This is a genomic window from Streptomyces sp. NPDC055025 (assembly GCF_053608565.1).
The window spans coordinates 161,368-176,892 of record NZ_JBSGVS010000008.1 but is presented as its reverse complement, the minus strand read 5'-3'; the positions used below and the strand labels follow the sequence as shown (position 1 = coordinate 176,892).

Sequence of the window (15,525 nt, the reverse complement as noted above, 5' to 3'; positions counted from 1 at the left end):
CCTCTGTTCCCCGCAGACTTAAAGAGAAATTTACATGCATCTGAATGCATTGAATGTGACCCCGCTCACGTTGCAGCACATACAGGTGACGCTCTAGCTTTCCCTCTAAGACGGGCACGCCGCGGAGGGGTGGTTCACCACCTCGGCGCCACGCCGGGCCCTGCGGTCCACACCCGTCCGTGTCGCCGTGACCGCTCAGGACGACATCTGTGTGGCTTCCCGATCAAGACAATGCTGCGTACTCCCAGTGACTCACGCTCACGGAGGTCTTGCTATGTCCACTCCCGCAATGTCCCGGCCTGCCGGTCTGAACCCGGGTGCCGATCTTCCGAAGCCGCCCGGACTGCACTGGAACGTTCGGGCCAAGCAGCCCATCGCCTACAGCGTCAGCATGGTGCGCGGGCTCCTGGACCTCGACAACCCCGCCCTCGCCCAGGCCTGCGGAGGCGGCCACGGGCGTCCCTTACGGAGCCTCCTGGTGATCGACTCCGTCGTCGAGGCCCTGTACCGCGAGAAGTTCGAGGCGTACTTCGAGCACTGGCGGATCGAGGCGATCTGGCAGACCATCCAGGGGGACGAAGAGGCGAAGTACCTGGAGCAGGCTGTCCGTGTCACCGAGGCCATGACGCGGATGGGAATCCTTCGCCGGGCCGAGAAGGTGATCGCCGTCGGCGGCGGTGTCGTCCTGGACATCGTCGGATTCGCCGCGAGCATGTACCGCCGCGGTGTGCCCTACGTCCGCGTCCCCACCACGCTCGTGGGTCAGATCGACGCCGGGATCGGGGTCAAGACGGGCATCAACTACGGGCACCACAAGAACCGTCTGGGATCCTACTTCGCACCCGAACTCGCCCTGATCGACCCGGAGTTCCTCCGTACCATCCATCCGCGGCACGTGGCCAACGGCATGGCCGAGATCATCAAGATGGCCCTGGTGAAGGACGCGGCCCTCTTCGAGCTCCTCGAAGTGGCGGTCGGCACCGTCACCCCGGAGACACTGGCGGGGTGCGGCTCGACACTGAGCGATGTCCTGTCGCGGGCGATTTCGGGCATGCTCGATGAGCTCGAACCCAATCTGTGGGAGCAGGTGCTGGAAAGATCAGTCGACTACGGCCACACCTTCAGCCCTTCCCTGGAACTGCGCGCCGACCCGCCGCTCCTGCACGGCGAGGCCGTCGCCGTCGACATGGCGATCTGCCTCGCACTCGCCCATCTGCGAGGACACCTGGCGAAGAGCGACATCGACCGGGCGCTGAGGCTGCTCGTCGGCTTCCAGCTCCCGATCTCGCATCCGATCTTCACCCAGGGACTCCTCGAAGAAGCCCTGGCGGACGCCGTCAAGCACCGCGACGGGTACCAGCGTGTCCCCCTGACCCGCGGCATCGGCTCCGTCGTCTTCGTCAACGACCTCACTCCGGAGGAACTGGGCCGGGCGCTGGAGTTCGTCGGCGCCTGGAAGACGGCCACGGAGAGCACACTCGTCGGCGCGACGATATGAACGCGGCCATCACGGTCCTGGATGTCGGCGGAACACACATTCGCCAGGCGTTGTGGTCACGCGAGGGAGAGCTGCGTGCCCGGACCTCGCGCCCTTCCCCCAGTTTCAAGCGCTTCCCCGACACCTCCGTCGCGGAACTCCAGGCCATGATGGTCAGGGAGCTGTGCGACGCCGTGGCCGGAACACCGGACGCCGTGGTCGGGATCTCCTTCGGAGCGGCGCTCGACCATCGCTCCGGGACCATCTACGCCTCGGCGCCCCTGTGGGGCGGGCACAGCGAGCCGTACAGTCTGCGGGAGGCCCTGGTGTCCCGGCGGCCCGAGGTCCGCTGGCACATCGTCAACGATGTCACGGCCGCACTCCTGCACGCCGCCGCCGCCCCCGGCCGCAGCACCCACCGCAAAGTTCTCCTGGCCACCATCAGTACGGGAATCGCCTGCCGGGTCATAGACCAGCGGCTGGGGCTGATTCCGGTGGACATCTGCGGGCTTCAGGGCGAGATCGGCCATCTGCCGGCCCATTGCGAGCTCGCCGGACGCTCCGTGGAGCTGGACTGCGACTGCGGGCAGAGCGGACATCTCGCGGCGTATGCCTCGGGTCCCGGGATAGCGCGGATGGCGGAAGTCCTCGCACAGCGGGAGCCAAGGCGCTGGGCGGCATCCCGGCTCGGTCTCCTGACATCCGGCGGCACCGATTTCGAGTCGTCGCTGCGTCGTGCGCTGGACGAACAGGACGGCCTGGCGGTCGAACTGCTCGACGCGGCCACCGCTCCCGTCGCGGCCGTCCTGCGCACCGCGTTGTGTCTCGATCCCGAGATCGACGAGGCGGTCCTGACCGGCGGCGTCGTGCACGGCCTGGGCCACCACTACCGGCACGCCCTGATGGGACACCTCACCCGAGAGGGGCTGTATCTCACCAGCGAACGCAGCCCCGAGTGGCTGGGTCAGCACATCACCGTCAGCGGCCCGGGGGAAGCCGACAGCCTGGCAGGGGCGGGGATCGCCGCGTATGCCGGAGTAGCGGCATGAGGGCGGCCGAGGACATCCCGAATCACCAGGCGATCGTCCGGGAAGCGGGAAGAGTCGGACTGCGCCTGCGGCACAGCCAACCACCCGCACCCGGTGAGCTGGTGGTGGCCACCCAGGTGGCAGGACTGTGCGGGACGGACATCCAGATGCTGCGCGGGCTGCGCGACGACCCGTCGCCGGTGATCGGCCATGAAGGCATCGCCCATGTGGTCGCCGTCGGTGCGGGCGTCCCCGACTCCCTGCGTCCGGGCACCGCGGTCGTGATCAACCCGACCCACCGGTCCGACTCGTCCTTCCTGCTCGGACACAACGTGGACGGACTGTTGCAGGAACGTACCTGCATCCCGGCCACGGCGGTACGAGCCGGGCTTGTCGTGCCATTGGACAGGCCGCCCGAGGCAGTGCTCGGCACACTGATCGAACCGCTCGCGGCGGTCCGGTACTCCCTCGGTCTGCTCGCCACCGGCAGTCCTCGTACGTTGGTGGTGTACGGCGACGGCACGATAGGCCAACTCGCCGTACGAGCCGCCCGCCGGTGGTTCAAGGAAGAGGTACGCGTCCTCCTGGTCCATCACACCCGCGAGGGACTGGAATGGAGCACCCGGCATCCGCCGGAGGGTACGGAGCTGCTGCTCGGCGGAGAGTACGACGAACTGCCCCCGCTGGACGAAGGCCCGGTGGCCGCACTGCTCGCCACGCCGCGTGACGGTACCGGGCACGCACTCGAATCCGCGCTGCGCCTCGGCAAGGGCGAGCTGACCGTCGACATGTTCGGCGGTCTTCCACCGGACGCCGCCACTCCGCTGCTGCCCGGGGTCGACCTGACCGCCGTACGGGCCGCCAACTGCGCGGGACATCCCGTGCCGGCCGCGTTCGCGGAAGTGCGCACCGCGGAAGGCCGGAACGTACGCCTGACGGGTCACCGCGGTGTGGGCAACGAACATCTCACAGCGGCGGCGGCCGAGCTGCGCCGTGATCCGGCGCTCTACCGCGACCTGGTGACACATGTCGTGGGACCCCGGGAAGCCGTCCAGATCATGAACGGCCTGTCGGTCAGCCGCAGTCGGACCGTGGCCGGCACCCGGCTCATCAAACTCGCGGTGCGCTTCGCTCCGGTGCCGCCTTCATCCAGGGAGAGCCAATGACCGCAAACGGTCGGAACCGCCGCCGGGCCCTGGTGGTCGGCGGGTCGACGGGCATTGGCCGGGGCGTCGCGGACGCCTGGGCCGACGCGGGACTCGACGTCCTGGTGCTCAGCAGGTCCGCTCCGACCGGTGCCGGCGCCGACCGGCTCCGTTGGCTGGCCACGGACCTCACCGACCCCGCCCAGGTCACCGGCGGTCTGACGGCCGCTGTCGAGGAGCCCCTGCACGCGGTCTGCTACTCGGCGGTTCACTACGGCGGCGGACGGGCTCTCTTCAAGGACTGCGACGAGGCGGAGTGGCGTCGGCAGATCGACGTCAATCTGCACGGGCTCTGGCTGACTCTCGCTCGGACACAGCCGGTACTGCGCTCCGCCGAGACCCCCGGGGTGTTCCTCGGGATCTCTTCCGAAGTGGTCTACAACGCGGGTCCGGGGCGATCCGGATACGCCGCCTCCAAGGCGGCCGCTTCCGCTCTGCTCGACTCCGTCGCGCAGGAGGAAACCGCCGAGGCGTCCGATACGGAAGCACTGCGCATCGTGCAGGCCCTGCCGGCCGGCATGGTCGACACCCCTGGGATCCGGCGCCGGCGTCCGCAGGACTTCGACTACAGCACCTATATGGAGCCGGCGAGTTTCGCCCCGCTGGCCCGAGAGCTGGCGGCGACCGCCGGTGCGGGACTGCACGGTGCCCACCTCGTGGTCGATGACACGGGTGTCTGGTATCCGGCGCGCGAGAGGATGCCGCGGTCCCAGAGCCGCAGAATCTCTTCGGGGACGGCGTCGTGACACGGTCCCCGCTCGTCGGACTCGCCGCCTGGCGGTTGCCGGGGGATCACTTCGGCGCTGTCCGACTGGCGCACGAGGCGGGCGCCGAGGGTCTCCAGCTCGATCTCGGCGGCCCGGGGAGAGGGGCCTGGCTCGACGCGGCGGGAACCGTCGACCGGCTCCGGGACGACTTCGCCGAGTTCGGGCTGCAACCGCTCGCCGTCGCGGGGAACACGCTCAACGACATCGGGCTCACGGCGGTGAAGGGCAGCCGGGACGCGCTGCGTGCCCAGCGCGTCCTGGTCCGGGTGCTGGACACGGCCTCTGCCCTGGGCACGCCTCTGGCATTCGTACCGAGCTTCCGCCGCAGTGCGATCCACGGTATGCGGGATCTGCTCCGCACCGCGGAGGTTCTCGGCTGGGCGGCGCGGGAGGCCGAGGCACGCGGACTGCTGCTGGCCAGTGAGAACGGTCTGGGACCGGCGTGCGTGCGGGCTCTGGCAGCGGAGGTGGCGGCACCCTCCTTCCGGCTGCTGCTCGACACGTACAACCCGCGCGCGGCCGGTCTCGACGTTCTGGCACTGATCGAGGCGACCGAGGAGTGGACGGCTTCGCAGATCCATCTCAAGGACGGCACGAACGGCGTCGTGGGCAAGGAGTTGCTCGGAGACGGGGACGGCCGGGTATGGGAGGCCCTCGCCGCCCTGCGAGCACGGCGCGCACCCGACGCGCTGGTCCTGGAGAACGACTACCGCGACGGCGACACGCGACGCCTCGGCCTCGACATCGAACGCGTACGCGCCCGTACCGCTCACACGGAATCGCGGCATCCCCCACCTCGCTGAATCGGTGTTCGCGGCACTCACGCGTCATCTCGACGAGGCGGGTCAGCTCTTCGCCCTCCCCTTCCACGCCACCTCCAGAAACCAAACCGGGAGTCGCATTGTCCAGCGTTCCGTACACCTACGAAACGTCCACACTCATGGACGGCGTGGTAGCCCTCGGCGTGCGCGCGTTCCCTCAGGACGCACTCGGCGACGACACGGTCGTCATAGAGCCCCACTACATCGGGATCTGCCGGGCCGACGTCAAGGAGGTCATCGGGTCACGCGATGTCATGGGAGACCGCGGCCCGCTGTTCGGCCACGAGCTCGTCGGCACCGTTTCCTTCTCGGGGGCAGGGACGGGACTTCAGAAGGGTGACGTGGTCACCCTCAATCCGAATATCACCCCGACCCGCACGACCGGCTTCGCCGAGTACGTCTTCGTACATGGCACGAAGGAGGTGCTGGAGCAGACGGTCATCCGGGTACCGGAGCCGGAGATCCAGAACAGCGTCTGGATGCCGGAACCGTTCGCCTGCATTGTGCACGCACTCCGGAAACTCCTCGAACTCACAAACCTTCCCTCCCTGGCGGGAAAGAAGGTGGGAATTATCGGCGCCGGCTGCGCGGGGCTCATGTTCGCCATGTACGCGAGGCATCTGGGGGCGTCCATCTCGGTGTTCAACCGCGGAGAAATGCGGCGCACCTTCGCGACAGAAAGGGAAATTCTCACCAAAGACGAGATATATTCGCTGGAGGACACGAAGGCTCACCGGAACGAGTTCGACGCGGTGATCGTCGCACCCACCGTGTCCAGTACGGACATCCTGGAGACCGCCGCCGCCATGGCCGCCGACGAGGCGGTCCTGCTCGTATACGGCGGCACACGCAAGGGCGACAGCTTCCCCCTCGGCCAGAAGGATGTCGACTCGATTCGCAGAGAGGAACGAATCGAGTCCGTCGTCCACAACGGGAAACGACTGAGCATATCGGGTGCCTACGGGTGTTCCAAGGAAGACTACGAAGAAGGCTACCGGCTGCACGCGCGGCATCCGCACGAATTCCCACTGGAAAGGCTGGCGTCCCGGCAGATCGGCCTCGACGATTTCCCGGCTCTCATCATGGGCATGGCCACGGGCGCGGAAGACTACCCCGGGAAGGTGCTGATAGGAATCGGCGCCCAGCGATGACATGACCGCGCACTCTCACGAGAGGGCCGGCGCCGCGACGGCGACGGCGACGGCTGCTCCTGCTCCTGCGGTGAACCGGTGGCCATCGAATTCGCCACACGTGAGCCCGTGAGCCCGTCGGAGATCAGCCGGCACCGCGACCACGGGCGGAGGTTGTCCCGTTGCCGTCATGCGTCCGGTGGCCGGTGTCGAAGTAGTGATCGACGTTGTAGCGGGGAGTCTTCAGCCCCCAGTCGTAGTAGCCGCGCTGCATGGAACACATGGCCTCGAGGAATCGGATGAGTTGCGGACTGGCCCAGGTGGCCACCTGTGCCTCCGTCGAGATGTACCCCTCGATCTCCAGGTTGTGCAGTCGGGCGGTCTCCTCGAGCGCGGCCTGCTCGTCCAGTCCGTCGTGTTGCATCAGGGCGTTGGGAAGGTTGAGAGGCCGGGGACTTTCGATTTCGCTCTCCTTGCCGTAGGAGAACACGTCATCGCACCAGGAGGTGATGTTGCTGTTGTACCTGCGCAGTTCGCGGACCGCGGGATGCTCGTACTCGTCGGGCGGGACTTCGTAACCGGCGGCGATGTCCTGAAGGGCGAGGCCGATCGAGTTTCCGCACGTCATGCGCCGTCCGATGGCGTACTCCCCCGGGGATGGCGTTGTGGAGCGGACGTGCTGGCCGGCCTCCCACAGCGTGCCGAGGAAGTAGTAGTCCCACCCCGCGACGACACGCATGTACTGGGTGGGGCTGGATCGGTCGGCGATGGATCGGAAGAGGTCGTTTCCGGCATCGGCGAGGCGGTGGCACATGTCCCTGTCGGCGTCGTCCAAACCGGCGGTGACGGCGCGGGCGAGACCGTCGCCGGCCGTCGCGCTGCCCCTTTCCATGATCTCGCGCATCCAGGCGTGGAACGCGGCCAGTTTGGCCAGGTTCCTGCCGAGGGCTCCGGTGTCGCAGACGGAGTCGTCGAGAACGAAGATCCAGCCGTAGAGATTCGCCACCATACGCAGCCCCGCGGCATCGGCCTTCGGGTATTCACGGCCGACGAGTTCGGCGAAGCGGGTGGCCCGGAAGGCCCTCTCCCGGTCGGGGTCCACCAGCAGGCCGTGACCGGTCAGCCAGTCGATCATCTCGTTCTCGGCCTGATCGGTCTCCGGGTGGATCTGCGGCGGGAAGGGTTGGTAGTGGAGATACGGGAGCCTCAGTGTTACGGGAGTGGCGGTCATCTGCTTCTGCCTTTCACCGGGTGTGCCACCGGTCTCGTTCGGGATGTCGCTGCACGACTGCGACTGTGTGCCAGGTCTCTGCCGGGTCAGAGGCCGTAGTTGCGGGCGCGGTGGCCGTACCAGGTCAGCGCGGTGTCGAGATCCGCCTTGCTGAAGGCGGGCCAGGGTGTGGGGCAGAAGTAGTACTCGGCGTAGGTGGTCTGCCAGGGCATGAAGCCGGAGAGGCGTTGTTCGCCCGCGGTGCGGATGACCATGTCGGGGTCGGGCTGGCCGGCGGTGTCCAGATGCCGGCTGATCTCGTCGGGGCCGAAACGCTGGACCAGGTGGCTGAGGGTGCCTGCCTTCTGGTGGCTGATGATCAGGGCCTGGACACTACGGACGATCTCGTCGCGTCCGCCGTAGGCGATGGCGAGGTTGATCACCGGCCGGTCGAGTCGCCGCGTCTGCTCCGCCGCGGCGTCCAGTGTTCGGGTGACCTGCGGTGGCAGGCGATGGGGGGTGCCGAGGTAGCGGATGCGCCACTGGCCGGTGTCCGCGATGGCCTGGGTGGTCTCGGCGATGACCTCCAGTATTCCGCTGACCTCGGTGGCGGGGCGGTGGAGGTTCTCGGTGGACAGCGGCCACAGGGTGAGGGTGGTGAGTCCGGTGATGTCCTGGCACCAGGTGAGGAAGTCAAGGACATGCTCGCCGCCGCGCCGGAACCCGTGCAGAGGTGTCTGTCCCTGGGTGCGGGCCCAGCGCCGGTTGCCGTCGAGGATCACCGCCAGATGTCGCGGGGTGGACCCCCGGTCCGCTGCTCGGTGGCCGCGTTCCTGGTGGGAGGGCGTATTGGTGAGGGACGTCATATCCCCTCCTGGGAGATGTCGTTCGACGATGTGGGCTGCTGATGTACGGGAGGCGAGGGCGGCCCCGCAGGCAGAGAAGGTTTTCGACCGCGGCACGCACGCGCGTGACAGGGCTCCAGCGACGCGACTACCCCTGCGCGGTGGTGGGGGTGAGGACGCGTTCGGCGGTGACGGCCAGGTAGTTGAGGACGTTGCTGCGGTGTCCGTTGAGGAAGGGGGACTCGACGCCGGTGCGCAGGTCGCAGTGGGTGCGCAGTTCCCAGTAGGGGATGGCGTCCTGGGTCAGGTCGGTGACCTTGATGGGGGCCAGGCCGTTGGCGGCGAGTGCCCGGAAGTAGGTGCTGCGACGGTGGATGCGGCTCACATAGTGTTCGTCGATGGCCTTGACCTCGGGTGTGTCGAGGGCGACGGCGTCGTTGGCGCACCAGGTCGTCAGGACGTACCGGCCACCGGGCTCCAGGACGCGGGCGAATTCCGCGAACAGCTCGAAGAGGTCGACGTACATGGTCGCCTCGTTGGTGATCACGTACTGGAACGAGGCGTCCGGGAAGGGTGTGGCGGCTATGTTGGCGTAGTGGAACCGTACGGATGCTGCTGAGCCGCGGCGTTCAGCGAGGTCACGGGCGAACTCAAGGTGGTGCGTGCAGAAGTTGACGCCGTCGACGGCACAGCCGAAGGTGTCGTGGATGGCGAAGGAGGTGCCGCCGCGTCCGGAGCCGGCGTCCAGCACGCGGGCGGTGGCGGGGACGGCGCCGAGGCCGTCGAGGATGAGGGAGACCTGGTCGTTCTCCATGCGGTGCATCTCTTCCAGGATGAGCCGGTCGCGGTGTTCGGCGGGCGCGTCGAGGACGGAGCGGTCGAAGTCGCCGGTGGCGAAGTGGTGGTGGTAGAGGTTGTCGGTCTGGCCGAGGAGCAGATTGATCGGGTCGTTCTGCTTCGTTGTCCAGTACTGGTGCAGGCGGTGCTCGTAGTCGTCACGTACGACGTTCCGGGGGGCTTCGCTCTGAAGGTCCATGAGTTTGTCTCCGATGGGTGTGGGCGGGGCCGGTGCTTCTTCTGTGGTGGTGTCAGGCTGCGTGGGTGACGGTGAGGCGGAAGAGTGTTGCCAGGTCGTCGTTCGTCGGACTCGGTACACCGGTGCGCTCCAGTTCTTCGAGAGCGATGCCGAGTTGATCCCTGGCGAGTTGTCCGGAGGAGGCGCGGCCCCCGGCTTCTTCGATCAGGCGGGCGGTGCGGGTCACGTCCCACGGCCGGTCGGTCGAGGAGGTGAGCAGCGCGGTGGTCTCGTTCCCGGCCGGGGTGCCGGAGCGGACCGCCGCCAGGACGGGCAGGGTGACCTCGCGCCGGCGCAGGTCGCTGAAGGCGGGCTTGCCGGTGACGGTGGGGTCGCCGCTGTGGCATCGGGCCCCGCAAGGGTGGCCCGGCATGTCGTCGGCGTTGCCCTGCGTGTCCTCGGGCTCAGGTGTTCCTGGTGATCACGGACTCGGCCAGACGTCGCAGTTCCGCGACGGCGACGGGCGCCAGACAGGGCTCCGTCAGGGCGTGCAGCGCCTGCTCGTACCGTTCGCGCAGCGCGCGCTCCACCGCGGCGACGGCGCCGGTGCTGGTGAGGATCTCCCGGATTCTGCGGGCGCCGGCCCCGTCGAGTGCGCTGTCGCCCAGGAGGGACGTGAGGGTCCGGGCCTCGGCGGGGGTGGCGTGCTGGAGGGCGGTGGCGACGAGGACCGTGTGTTTGGCCGTACGGAAGTCGTCCGTGGTGGACTTGCCGGTGCGTTCGGGATCACCGAAGACGCCGAGCATGTCGTCGCGGAGTTGGTACGCCTCGCCCAGCGGGAACGCGTAGGCGGACAGGGTCTGTAGCTGCTCCGCGCTGGCTCCGGCCAGTGCGGCACCGAGGCGCAGCGGGTGTTCGACGGTGTAGCGCACTGCTTTGTGGCGGATGACGCGCCAGGCGGAGCGGGTGTCCGCGGTGGGGCGTCCGGTGGCGGTCAGGTCGAGGTACTGGCCCACGATCGCCTCGGTCCGCAGGGCGTTCAGCAGTGGCCAGGCAACGGAACGTTGCTCCGGGGTCAGGTCCCCGAGACCGTTGAGAAGGAGCAGGTCGGAGGTCCAGCACAGGACGAGGTCACCGAGGAGGATCGCTGTGTTGGCCCCGATGGCCGTGGCGTCCGGGTGGTCCGCGTGGCGGTCGGTGAGGACGCGGTGTGCGGTGGGCCGACCGTGGCGGGTGTCGGAGCCGTCCATGATGTCGTCGTGGACCATGGCGAAGGCGTGGAAGAGTTCGAGTGACGCGGCGACGCGGAGTACGGCCGTCGGCGGTGGGGTGTCGCTGATGGACTGCCAGCCGATGACGCACAGCGTGGGCCTGATGCGCTTGCCTCCGGAGTCCAGCAGCGCGCGCAGCAGGCCGGTGAACACGGTCAGCTCCGGCAGTTCGGTGGCTTCCCGTTCGCGCTCGTCGAGGAAGTCGTGGATGAGTGCGTCGGTCGTGGCACGGATGGTGGCGGCGTCCATGGGGAACGATGTCGCCGGGCGGGTGGTCATGGTGTGTCCTCACCATTGTTGTGTTCGTCGGGGGTGTCCGGGCCCGGTGTCATCCGTGTGGTCTCGGCGAGCCGCAGGGCCTCGTCGAGCAGCGTCTCGACGATCTTGTGTTCGGGGACGGTGGTGATGACCTGGCCCTTGCGGAAGATCTGGCCCTTGCCGTTGCCGCAGGAGACGCCGAGGTCGGCTTCGCGTGATTCCCCGGGTCCGTTGACGACACAGCCCATGACGGCGATGCGCAGGGGGTGGGGAAAGCCGTCGAAGGCGGCCTCGACCTGCGCGGCGAGGCGGTGGATGTCGACCTGGAGGCGTCCGCAGCCGGGGCAGGAGACGATCTCCAGCTTGCGGGGGCGCAGGCCGAGGGAGGAGAGGATGTGGCAGCCGGCCTTGACCTGTTCGACGGGCGGGGCGGAGAGGGAGACGCGGATGGTGTCGCCGATACCTTCGCCGAGGAGGATGCCGAAGGCGACGGCCGATTTGATGGAGCCCTGGAAGGCGGGTCCGGCTTCGGTGACGCCCAGGTGCAGGGGGTAGTCGCACGCTCGGGCGAGAAGTCGGTTCGCGGCGATCATCGTGGCCGGGTCATGGTGCTTGACCGCGATCTTCAGATCCTGGAAGCCGTGCTCCTCGAAGAGGGAGCACTCCCACAGCGCGGACTCCACCAGGGCCTCGGGGGTGGCCCGGCCGTGTTTGGCGAGGAGGCGGGGGTCGAGGGAGCCGGCGTTGACGCCGATCCGGATCGGTACCCCGGCCGCCGCGGCGGCCTTCGCGATGGCACCCACCTGGTTGTCGAACTTGCGGATGTTGCCGGGGTTGACCCGTACGGCGGCGCAGCCGGCGTCGATGGCGGCGAAGACGTAGCGGGGCTGGAAGTGGATGTCGGCGATCACCGGCAGCTTCGACCGGGCGACGACGGCGGGGAGGGCGTCGGCGTCGTCCTGGGAGGGGACGGCGACGCGGACGATGTCGCAGCCGGCGGCGGTGACTTCGGCGATCTGCTGGAGGGTGGCGTCCACATCGGCGGTGGGGGTGGTGGTCATGGTCTGGACGGAGACCGGCGCGCCGCCGCCCACCAGGACATCGCCGACGTGGAGTTGGCGGGTGCGGCGGCGCGCCGGAGTGGGAGGGAGGATGGGCAGGCCGAGGTCGGTGGTCATCGTGTCCCGCCTTCGTGTTCGAGCTGTTCGAGCTGCGCGGGCTGCGCGGGCTGCGCGGGCTGCTGGGTGTGGTACGGGAGCCCTGCGCGGGCCCGGAGCACGGCGTGGAGGATGCCCCGGCTGTCGAGGCCCGCCGCGCCGAGCAGGCCGGTGCGGGTCGCGTGCGGGAGGAAGCGGGGCGGCAGGCCCAGGGCATGGGCGGGCACGGTGCTTCCGGTGTCGGTGAGTGCCTGGGCGAGGGCTGTTCCCAGGCCGCCGGAGCGGATGCCGTCCTCGACGGTGACCACCAGGCGGTGGCGGGCGGCGAGTTCGGTGAGCTGATGAGGGACGGGCAGGGCCCAGCGGGGGTCGGCGACGGTGCACCCGATGCCCCGCCGGTCGAGATAGGCGGCGGCTTCGACGGCCGCTGCGGCGAGCGGGCCGGTGGCGACGAGCAGGACGTCCCGGATCCCGGAGCGGAAGAGGATGTCGACGGGGCCGCGACGCTCCAGGGCCTGGATGTCGTCCGCGGCCTGGGCTTTGGGGAAGCGCAGTGCGGTGGGTCCGGCGTGGTGGGTGACGGCCTCGGTGAGGAGTTCGCGCAGTTGCGCGGCGTCGCGGGGAATGCCGACCCGTATACCGGGGACGGCGCTGAGCAGGGCCAGGTCCCATATGCCATGGTGGGAGGGACCGTCGGGGCCGGTGATCCCGGCACGGTCCAGGACGAAGGTGACCGGCAGCCCGTGCAGGGCCACGTCCATCAGGACCTGGTCGAAGGCCCGGTTGAGGAAGGTGGCGTAGATCGCCACCACCGGGTGGAAGCCCTCCATCGCCAGCCCGGCCGCCGACGTGACGGCGTGCTGTTCGGCGATCCCGACGTCGAAGACCCGTTCCGGGTACTTCTCCCGCATGGCGTGCAGGCCGGTCGGCCGCAGCATCGACGCGGTGATGGCCACCACCCGCGGGTGCTCGCTCGCCACAGAGGCGAGTTCGTCCGCGAACACGCCTGTCCACGACCGTCCCGGACTCTTGGCCGCCGCGGTGGGGCGGCCGGTGGACGGATCGACGACACCGACCGCGTGCAGGCAGTCCGCCTCGTCCCCCTCAGCCGGTACGTAGCCCCGGCCCTTGACCGTCACCACATGCACGACCACGGGACGGGCCATCGCCCGTGCCCGGCGCAGCGCGTCCTCCACGGCGGTCGTGTCATGGCCGTCGACGGGACCGACATAGCCGAGACCCAGATCGGTGATCACGTTCCGCTCCGCCGGGTGCGCCTGGCGCTCCGCCGTCCTGGTGCCATGGCGCTTCAGCGCGCTCAGATGTCCGGCGAGAGCACCGGTCGTGGGGGCGTAGGAACGGCCGTTGTCATTGAGCACCACGATCACCGGACGGGACCGGCCCGCGCCGAGGTTGTTCAGGCCCTCCCAGGCCAGTCCGCCGGTGAGTGCGCCGTCGCCGATGACGGCCACCACCGCACGGCCGCTCTCCCCCCTGAGGGCTCGTGCTTTCGCGAGGCCGTCCGCGTAGGAGAGGGCGGTGGAGGCATGGGAGTTCTCCACCAGGTCGTGGGGCGACTCGGCCCGCGACGGGTACCCCGACATGCCTCCGGCCTGCCGCAGCGATCCGAATTCCTTACGGCGGCCGGTCAGCAGCTTGTGTACGTATGCCTGGTGCCCGGTGTCGAAGACAAGCGCGTCCCTGGGCGAGTCGAAGACCCGGTGCAGTGCGAGAGTCAGCTCCACCACCCCCAGGTTCGGTCCCAGATGGCCGCCCGTCGCGCACACCGCGTCGACCAGGAACGCCCTGATCTCGGCCGCCAGCTCGCCCAGCTGTTCCCTGGGCACGGCCCGCAGGGCAGCGGGGCTGTCGGCCTGCTCCAGCAGCGGGAATCGGGGGAGGTGTGTGCTGATGGTGCTCATCGGTTCTTCCTCACTGCGGCAGGCGGTGCGAAGTGGATGTCCTCGGTGGTGGTGATCCGTTCCCGGACGGTGAGGGGCCCGAGCCCGGCCAGCGCCGAGAGGGTCTCCTGGACCAGGGCGGGCGGAGCGGACGCCCCGGCGCTGAGTCCGACCGTGGTCACGTCCCGCAGCCAGGCCGGCCGGATGCTGGAGGCGTCCTCGATCAGGTGGGCCGGTGTGCCCGCCGTGCGGGCCAGTTCCACGAGGCGTACCGAGTTGGAGGAGTTCTCCGATCCCAGGACCAGGACGAGGTCCGCCGGCTCGGTGACGGCCCGCAGGGCGTGCTGGCGGTTGGTGGTGGCGTAGCAGATGTCCTCCGAGCCCGGACCGCGGGCCTGGGGGAAACGTTCCTTGAGCGCGGCGATCGTCGCCCGCGTCTCGTCCACGGCGAGCGTGGTCTGCGTCAGGTAGGTGACCTTCGACGGGTCCGGCAGATCCAGGTCGGCGATGTCCCGCGCACTGCCGACGACCACGGTGGCGTCGGGGGCCTCGCCATAGGTGCCCTCGACCTCCTCGTGACCGGCGTGCCCGATCAGGACGATGCTGCTGCCGCGCTCGGCGAAACGGCGTGCCTCCGCGTGGACCTTCGTCACCAGCGGACACGTCGCGTCCACGACCTGGAGATTCCTGCGGGCCGCCTCCGCGCGGACCTGCGGGGAGACACCGTGCGCGGAGAACACCACCAGGGCTCCCGCGGGAACCTCGTCCAGTTCCTCCACGAACACCGCCCCGCGCCGCGCCAGCCCCGCGATGACATGGCTGTTGTGGACGATCTGCTTCCGCACGAACACCCGCCGCCCACCGGGCCCGTGCCGCTGTTCCTGCTCAAGGAGTGCCTCGACGACCTCGATCGCCCGCTCCACCCCGGCACAGAACGATCGCGGGGAAGCCAGCAGGACCGTCCTGGGCCCCGTGATCCGCGCCCACGAGTCCACGGCCGCCTCCGCCACCGGTCGCAGGCCCGCCTCGGAAGCCGCCACTACCACGGCCACACCGCCAGAACCTTCCGCGGCAACGGCTTCTTCGGCCCGGTCAGTGCTCACGGCGGTACGGGCGACAGCGGCCCGGAGACCACTGCCCGACCCTTCCGCCAGCAGCCGGACCGCGCCCGTGACCACCTGGTGACCCGCGGCGTCGAGTGCCCCCGCGACCATCGGCGCGGCCGAGCAGGCCATGACACGCCCGTCGGGCCACACCAGCTCGTCGGCCACCAGCACATGACCGGCGGGTAGTGCCACCGTCAGGGCGGCGGCGTACCAGGACACAGAAGACCGCGACATGCCTGTTCACCTCGTTTGCGGCACGGGAGATCGGCACCGGCAGTTCTTCACTGCCGAGGAGGACCGCGCGAACAGGGATCGCCCCCGACGGCGCGCCTGG

The 15,525-nt window shown here is 69.2% G+C and carries 14 protein-coding genes; 6 read left to right on the top strand and 8 right to left on the bottom strand.

From position 1 onward, the window contains the following. Positions 1–274: 274 nt before the first annotated feature. From ACWGDX_RS07975 to ACWGDX_RS07950, 6 genes are all read left to right on the top strand, one after another. Positions 275–1,498 (top strand): sedoheptulose 7-phosphate cyclase, encoded by a 1,224-nt coding sequence (locus tag ACWGDX_RS07975; protein WP_453623309.1) that lies wholly within the window; start codon positions 275–277, stop codon positions 1,496–1,498. Continuing rightward, entirely contained in the window at positions 1,495–2,526 is a 1,032-nt protein-coding gene (locus ACWGDX_RS07970) for an ROK family protein (protein WP_453623307.1), read from the top strand. Before ACWGDX_RS07975 ends, ACWGDX_RS07970 begins: the two co-directional genes overlap by 4 nt. Next, positions 2,523–3,671, top strand: coding sequence for an alcohol dehydrogenase catalytic domain-containing protein (locus tag ACWGDX_RS07965; RefSeq protein ID WP_453623305.1), 1,149 nt, complete (start codon positions 2,523–2,525; stop codon positions 3,669–3,671). Before ACWGDX_RS07970 ends, ACWGDX_RS07965 begins: the two co-directional genes overlap by 4 nt. Further along, positions 3,668–4,456, top strand: a complete 789-nt coding sequence (locus ACWGDX_RS07960) for an SDR family NAD(P)-dependent oxidoreductase (RefSeq protein ID WP_453623303.1) — start codon at positions 3,668–3,670, stop codon at positions 4,454–4,456. Before ACWGDX_RS07965 ends, ACWGDX_RS07960 begins: the two co-directional genes overlap by 4 nt. Continuing rightward, positions 4,453–5,280: a sugar phosphate isomerase/epimerase family protein gene (locus ACWGDX_RS07955; RefSeq protein ID WP_453623301.1), complete on the top strand. Its 828-nt coding sequence runs from the start codon at positions 4,453–4,455 to the stop codon at positions 5,278–5,280. The genes ACWGDX_RS07960 and ACWGDX_RS07955 overlap by 4 nt, the downstream gene beginning before the upstream one ends. Positions 5,281–5,417: 137 nt before the next feature. Further along, on the top strand, positions 5,418–6,449 hold the full coding sequence (locus tag ACWGDX_RS07950) for an alcohol dehydrogenase catalytic domain-containing protein (protein WP_453623299.1): 1,032 nt from the start codon (positions 5,418–5,420) through the stop codon (positions 6,447–6,449). A 124-nt stretch (positions 6,450–6,573) separates the two neighbouring features. On the opposite strand, the gene ACWGDX_RS07945 is transcribed toward ACWGDX_RS07950, so the two are convergent. From ACWGDX_RS07945 to ispH, 8 genes are all read right to left on the bottom strand, one after another. Next, a complete protein-coding gene (locus ACWGDX_RS07945; RefSeq protein ID WP_453623297.1) occupies positions 6,574–7,659 on the bottom strand; it encodes a terpene synthase family protein in 1,086 nt (361 codons plus the stop codon). Between the two features lie 86 nt (positions 7,660–7,745). Further along, positions 7,746–8,504 carry a polyprenyl diphosphate synthase gene (uppS, locus tag ACWGDX_RS07940; protein WP_453623295.1) on the bottom strand — a complete coding sequence of 253 codons (759 nt, stop codon included), beginning with the start codon at positions 8,502–8,504 and terminating at the stop codon, positions 7,746–7,748. 127 nt (positions 8,505–8,631) lie between these two features. Continuing rightward, the gene (locus tag ACWGDX_RS07935) at positions 8,632–9,519 is read right to left on the bottom strand and encodes an SAM-dependent methyltransferase (RefSeq protein WP_453623293.1); all 888 of its coding nucleotides are present in this window, start codon (positions 9,517–9,519) and stop codon (positions 8,632–8,634) included. 52 nt (positions 9,520–9,571) lie between these two features. Then, on the bottom strand, positions 9,572–9,931 hold the full coding sequence (locus ACWGDX_RS07930) for a hypothetical protein (protein ID WP_453623291.1): 360 nt from the start codon (positions 9,929–9,931) through the stop codon (positions 9,572–9,574). A 31-nt stretch (positions 9,932–9,962) separates the two neighbouring features. Continuing rightward, entirely contained in the window at positions 9,963–11,048 is a 1,086-nt protein-coding gene (locus ACWGDX_RS07925; RefSeq protein ID WP_453623289.1) for a polyprenyl synthetase family protein, read from the bottom strand. Further along, positions 11,045–12,205 (bottom strand): flavodoxin-dependent (E)-4-hydroxy-3-methylbut-2-enyl-diphosphate synthase, encoded by a 1,161-nt coding sequence (gene ispG, locus ACWGDX_RS07920; protein ID WP_453623287.1) that lies wholly within the window; start codon positions 12,203–12,205, stop codon positions 11,045–11,047. Before ispG ends, ACWGDX_RS07925 begins: the two co-directional genes overlap by 4 nt. Further along, positions 12,202–14,106: a 1-deoxy-D-xylulose-5-phosphate synthase gene (locus ACWGDX_RS07915; protein WP_453623285.1), complete on the bottom strand. Its 1,905-nt coding sequence runs from the start codon at positions 14,104–14,106 to the stop codon at positions 12,202–12,204. The genes ispG and ACWGDX_RS07915 overlap by 4 nt, the downstream gene beginning before the upstream one ends. Further along, positions 14,103–15,425, bottom strand: coding sequence for a 4-hydroxy-3-methylbut-2-enyl diphosphate reductase (ispH, locus tag ACWGDX_RS07910; RefSeq protein ID WP_453623283.1), 1,323 nt, complete (start codon positions 15,423–15,425; stop codon positions 14,103–14,105). The genes ACWGDX_RS07915 and ispH overlap by 4 nt, the downstream gene beginning before the upstream one ends. Positions 15,426–15,525: the final 100 nt, after the last annotated feature.

Coding starts and splice junctions, on each gene's coding strand:
- ACWGDX_RS07975 (WP_453623309.1), top strand. CDS start 275: ATGTCCACTCCCGCAATGTCCCGGCCTGCCGGTCTGAACCCGGGTGCC.
- ACWGDX_RS07970 (WP_453623307.1), top strand. CDS start 1,495: ATGAACGCGGCCATCACGGTCCTGGATGTCGGCGGAACACACATTCGC.
- ACWGDX_RS07965 (WP_453623305.1), top strand. CDS start 2,523: ATGAGGGCGGCCGAGGACATCCCGAATCACCAGGCGATCGTCCGGGAA.
- ACWGDX_RS07960 (WP_453623303.1), top strand. CDS start 3,668: ATGACCGCAAACGGTCGGAACCGCCGCCGGGCCCTGGTGGTCGGCGGG.
- ACWGDX_RS07950 (WP_453623299.1), top strand. CDS start 5,418: ATGGACGGCGTGGTAGCCCTCGGCGTGCGCGCGTTCCCTCAGGACGCA.
- ACWGDX_RS07945 (WP_453623297.1), bottom strand. CDS start 7,659: ATGACCGCCACTCCCGTAACACTGAGGCTCCCGTATCTCCACTACCAA.
- uppS (WP_453623295.1), bottom strand. CDS start 8,504: ATGACGTCCCTCACCAATACGCCCTCCCACCAGGAACGCGGCCACCGA.
- ACWGDX_RS07935 (WP_453623293.1), bottom strand. CDS start 9,519: ATGGACCTTCAGAGCGAAGCCCCCCGGAACGTCGTACGTGACGACTAC.
- ACWGDX_RS07930 (WP_453623291.1), bottom strand. CDS start 9,931: ATGCCGGGCCACCCTTGCGGGGCCCGATGCCACAGCGGCGACCCCACC.
- ACWGDX_RS07925 (WP_453623289.1), bottom strand. CDS start 11,048: ATGACCACCCGCCCGGCGACATCGTTCCCCATGGACGCCGCCACCATC.
- ispG (WP_453623287.1), bottom strand. CDS start 12,205: ATGACCACCGACCTCGGCCTGCCCATCCTCCCTCCCACTCCGGCGCGC.
- ACWGDX_RS07915 (WP_453623285.1), bottom strand. CDS start 14,106: ATGAGCACCATCAGCACACACCTCCCCCGATTCCCGCTGCTGGAGCAG.
- ispH (WP_453623283.1), bottom strand. CDS start 15,425: ATGTCGCGGTCTTCTGTGTCCTGGTACGCCGCCGCCCTGACGGTGGCA.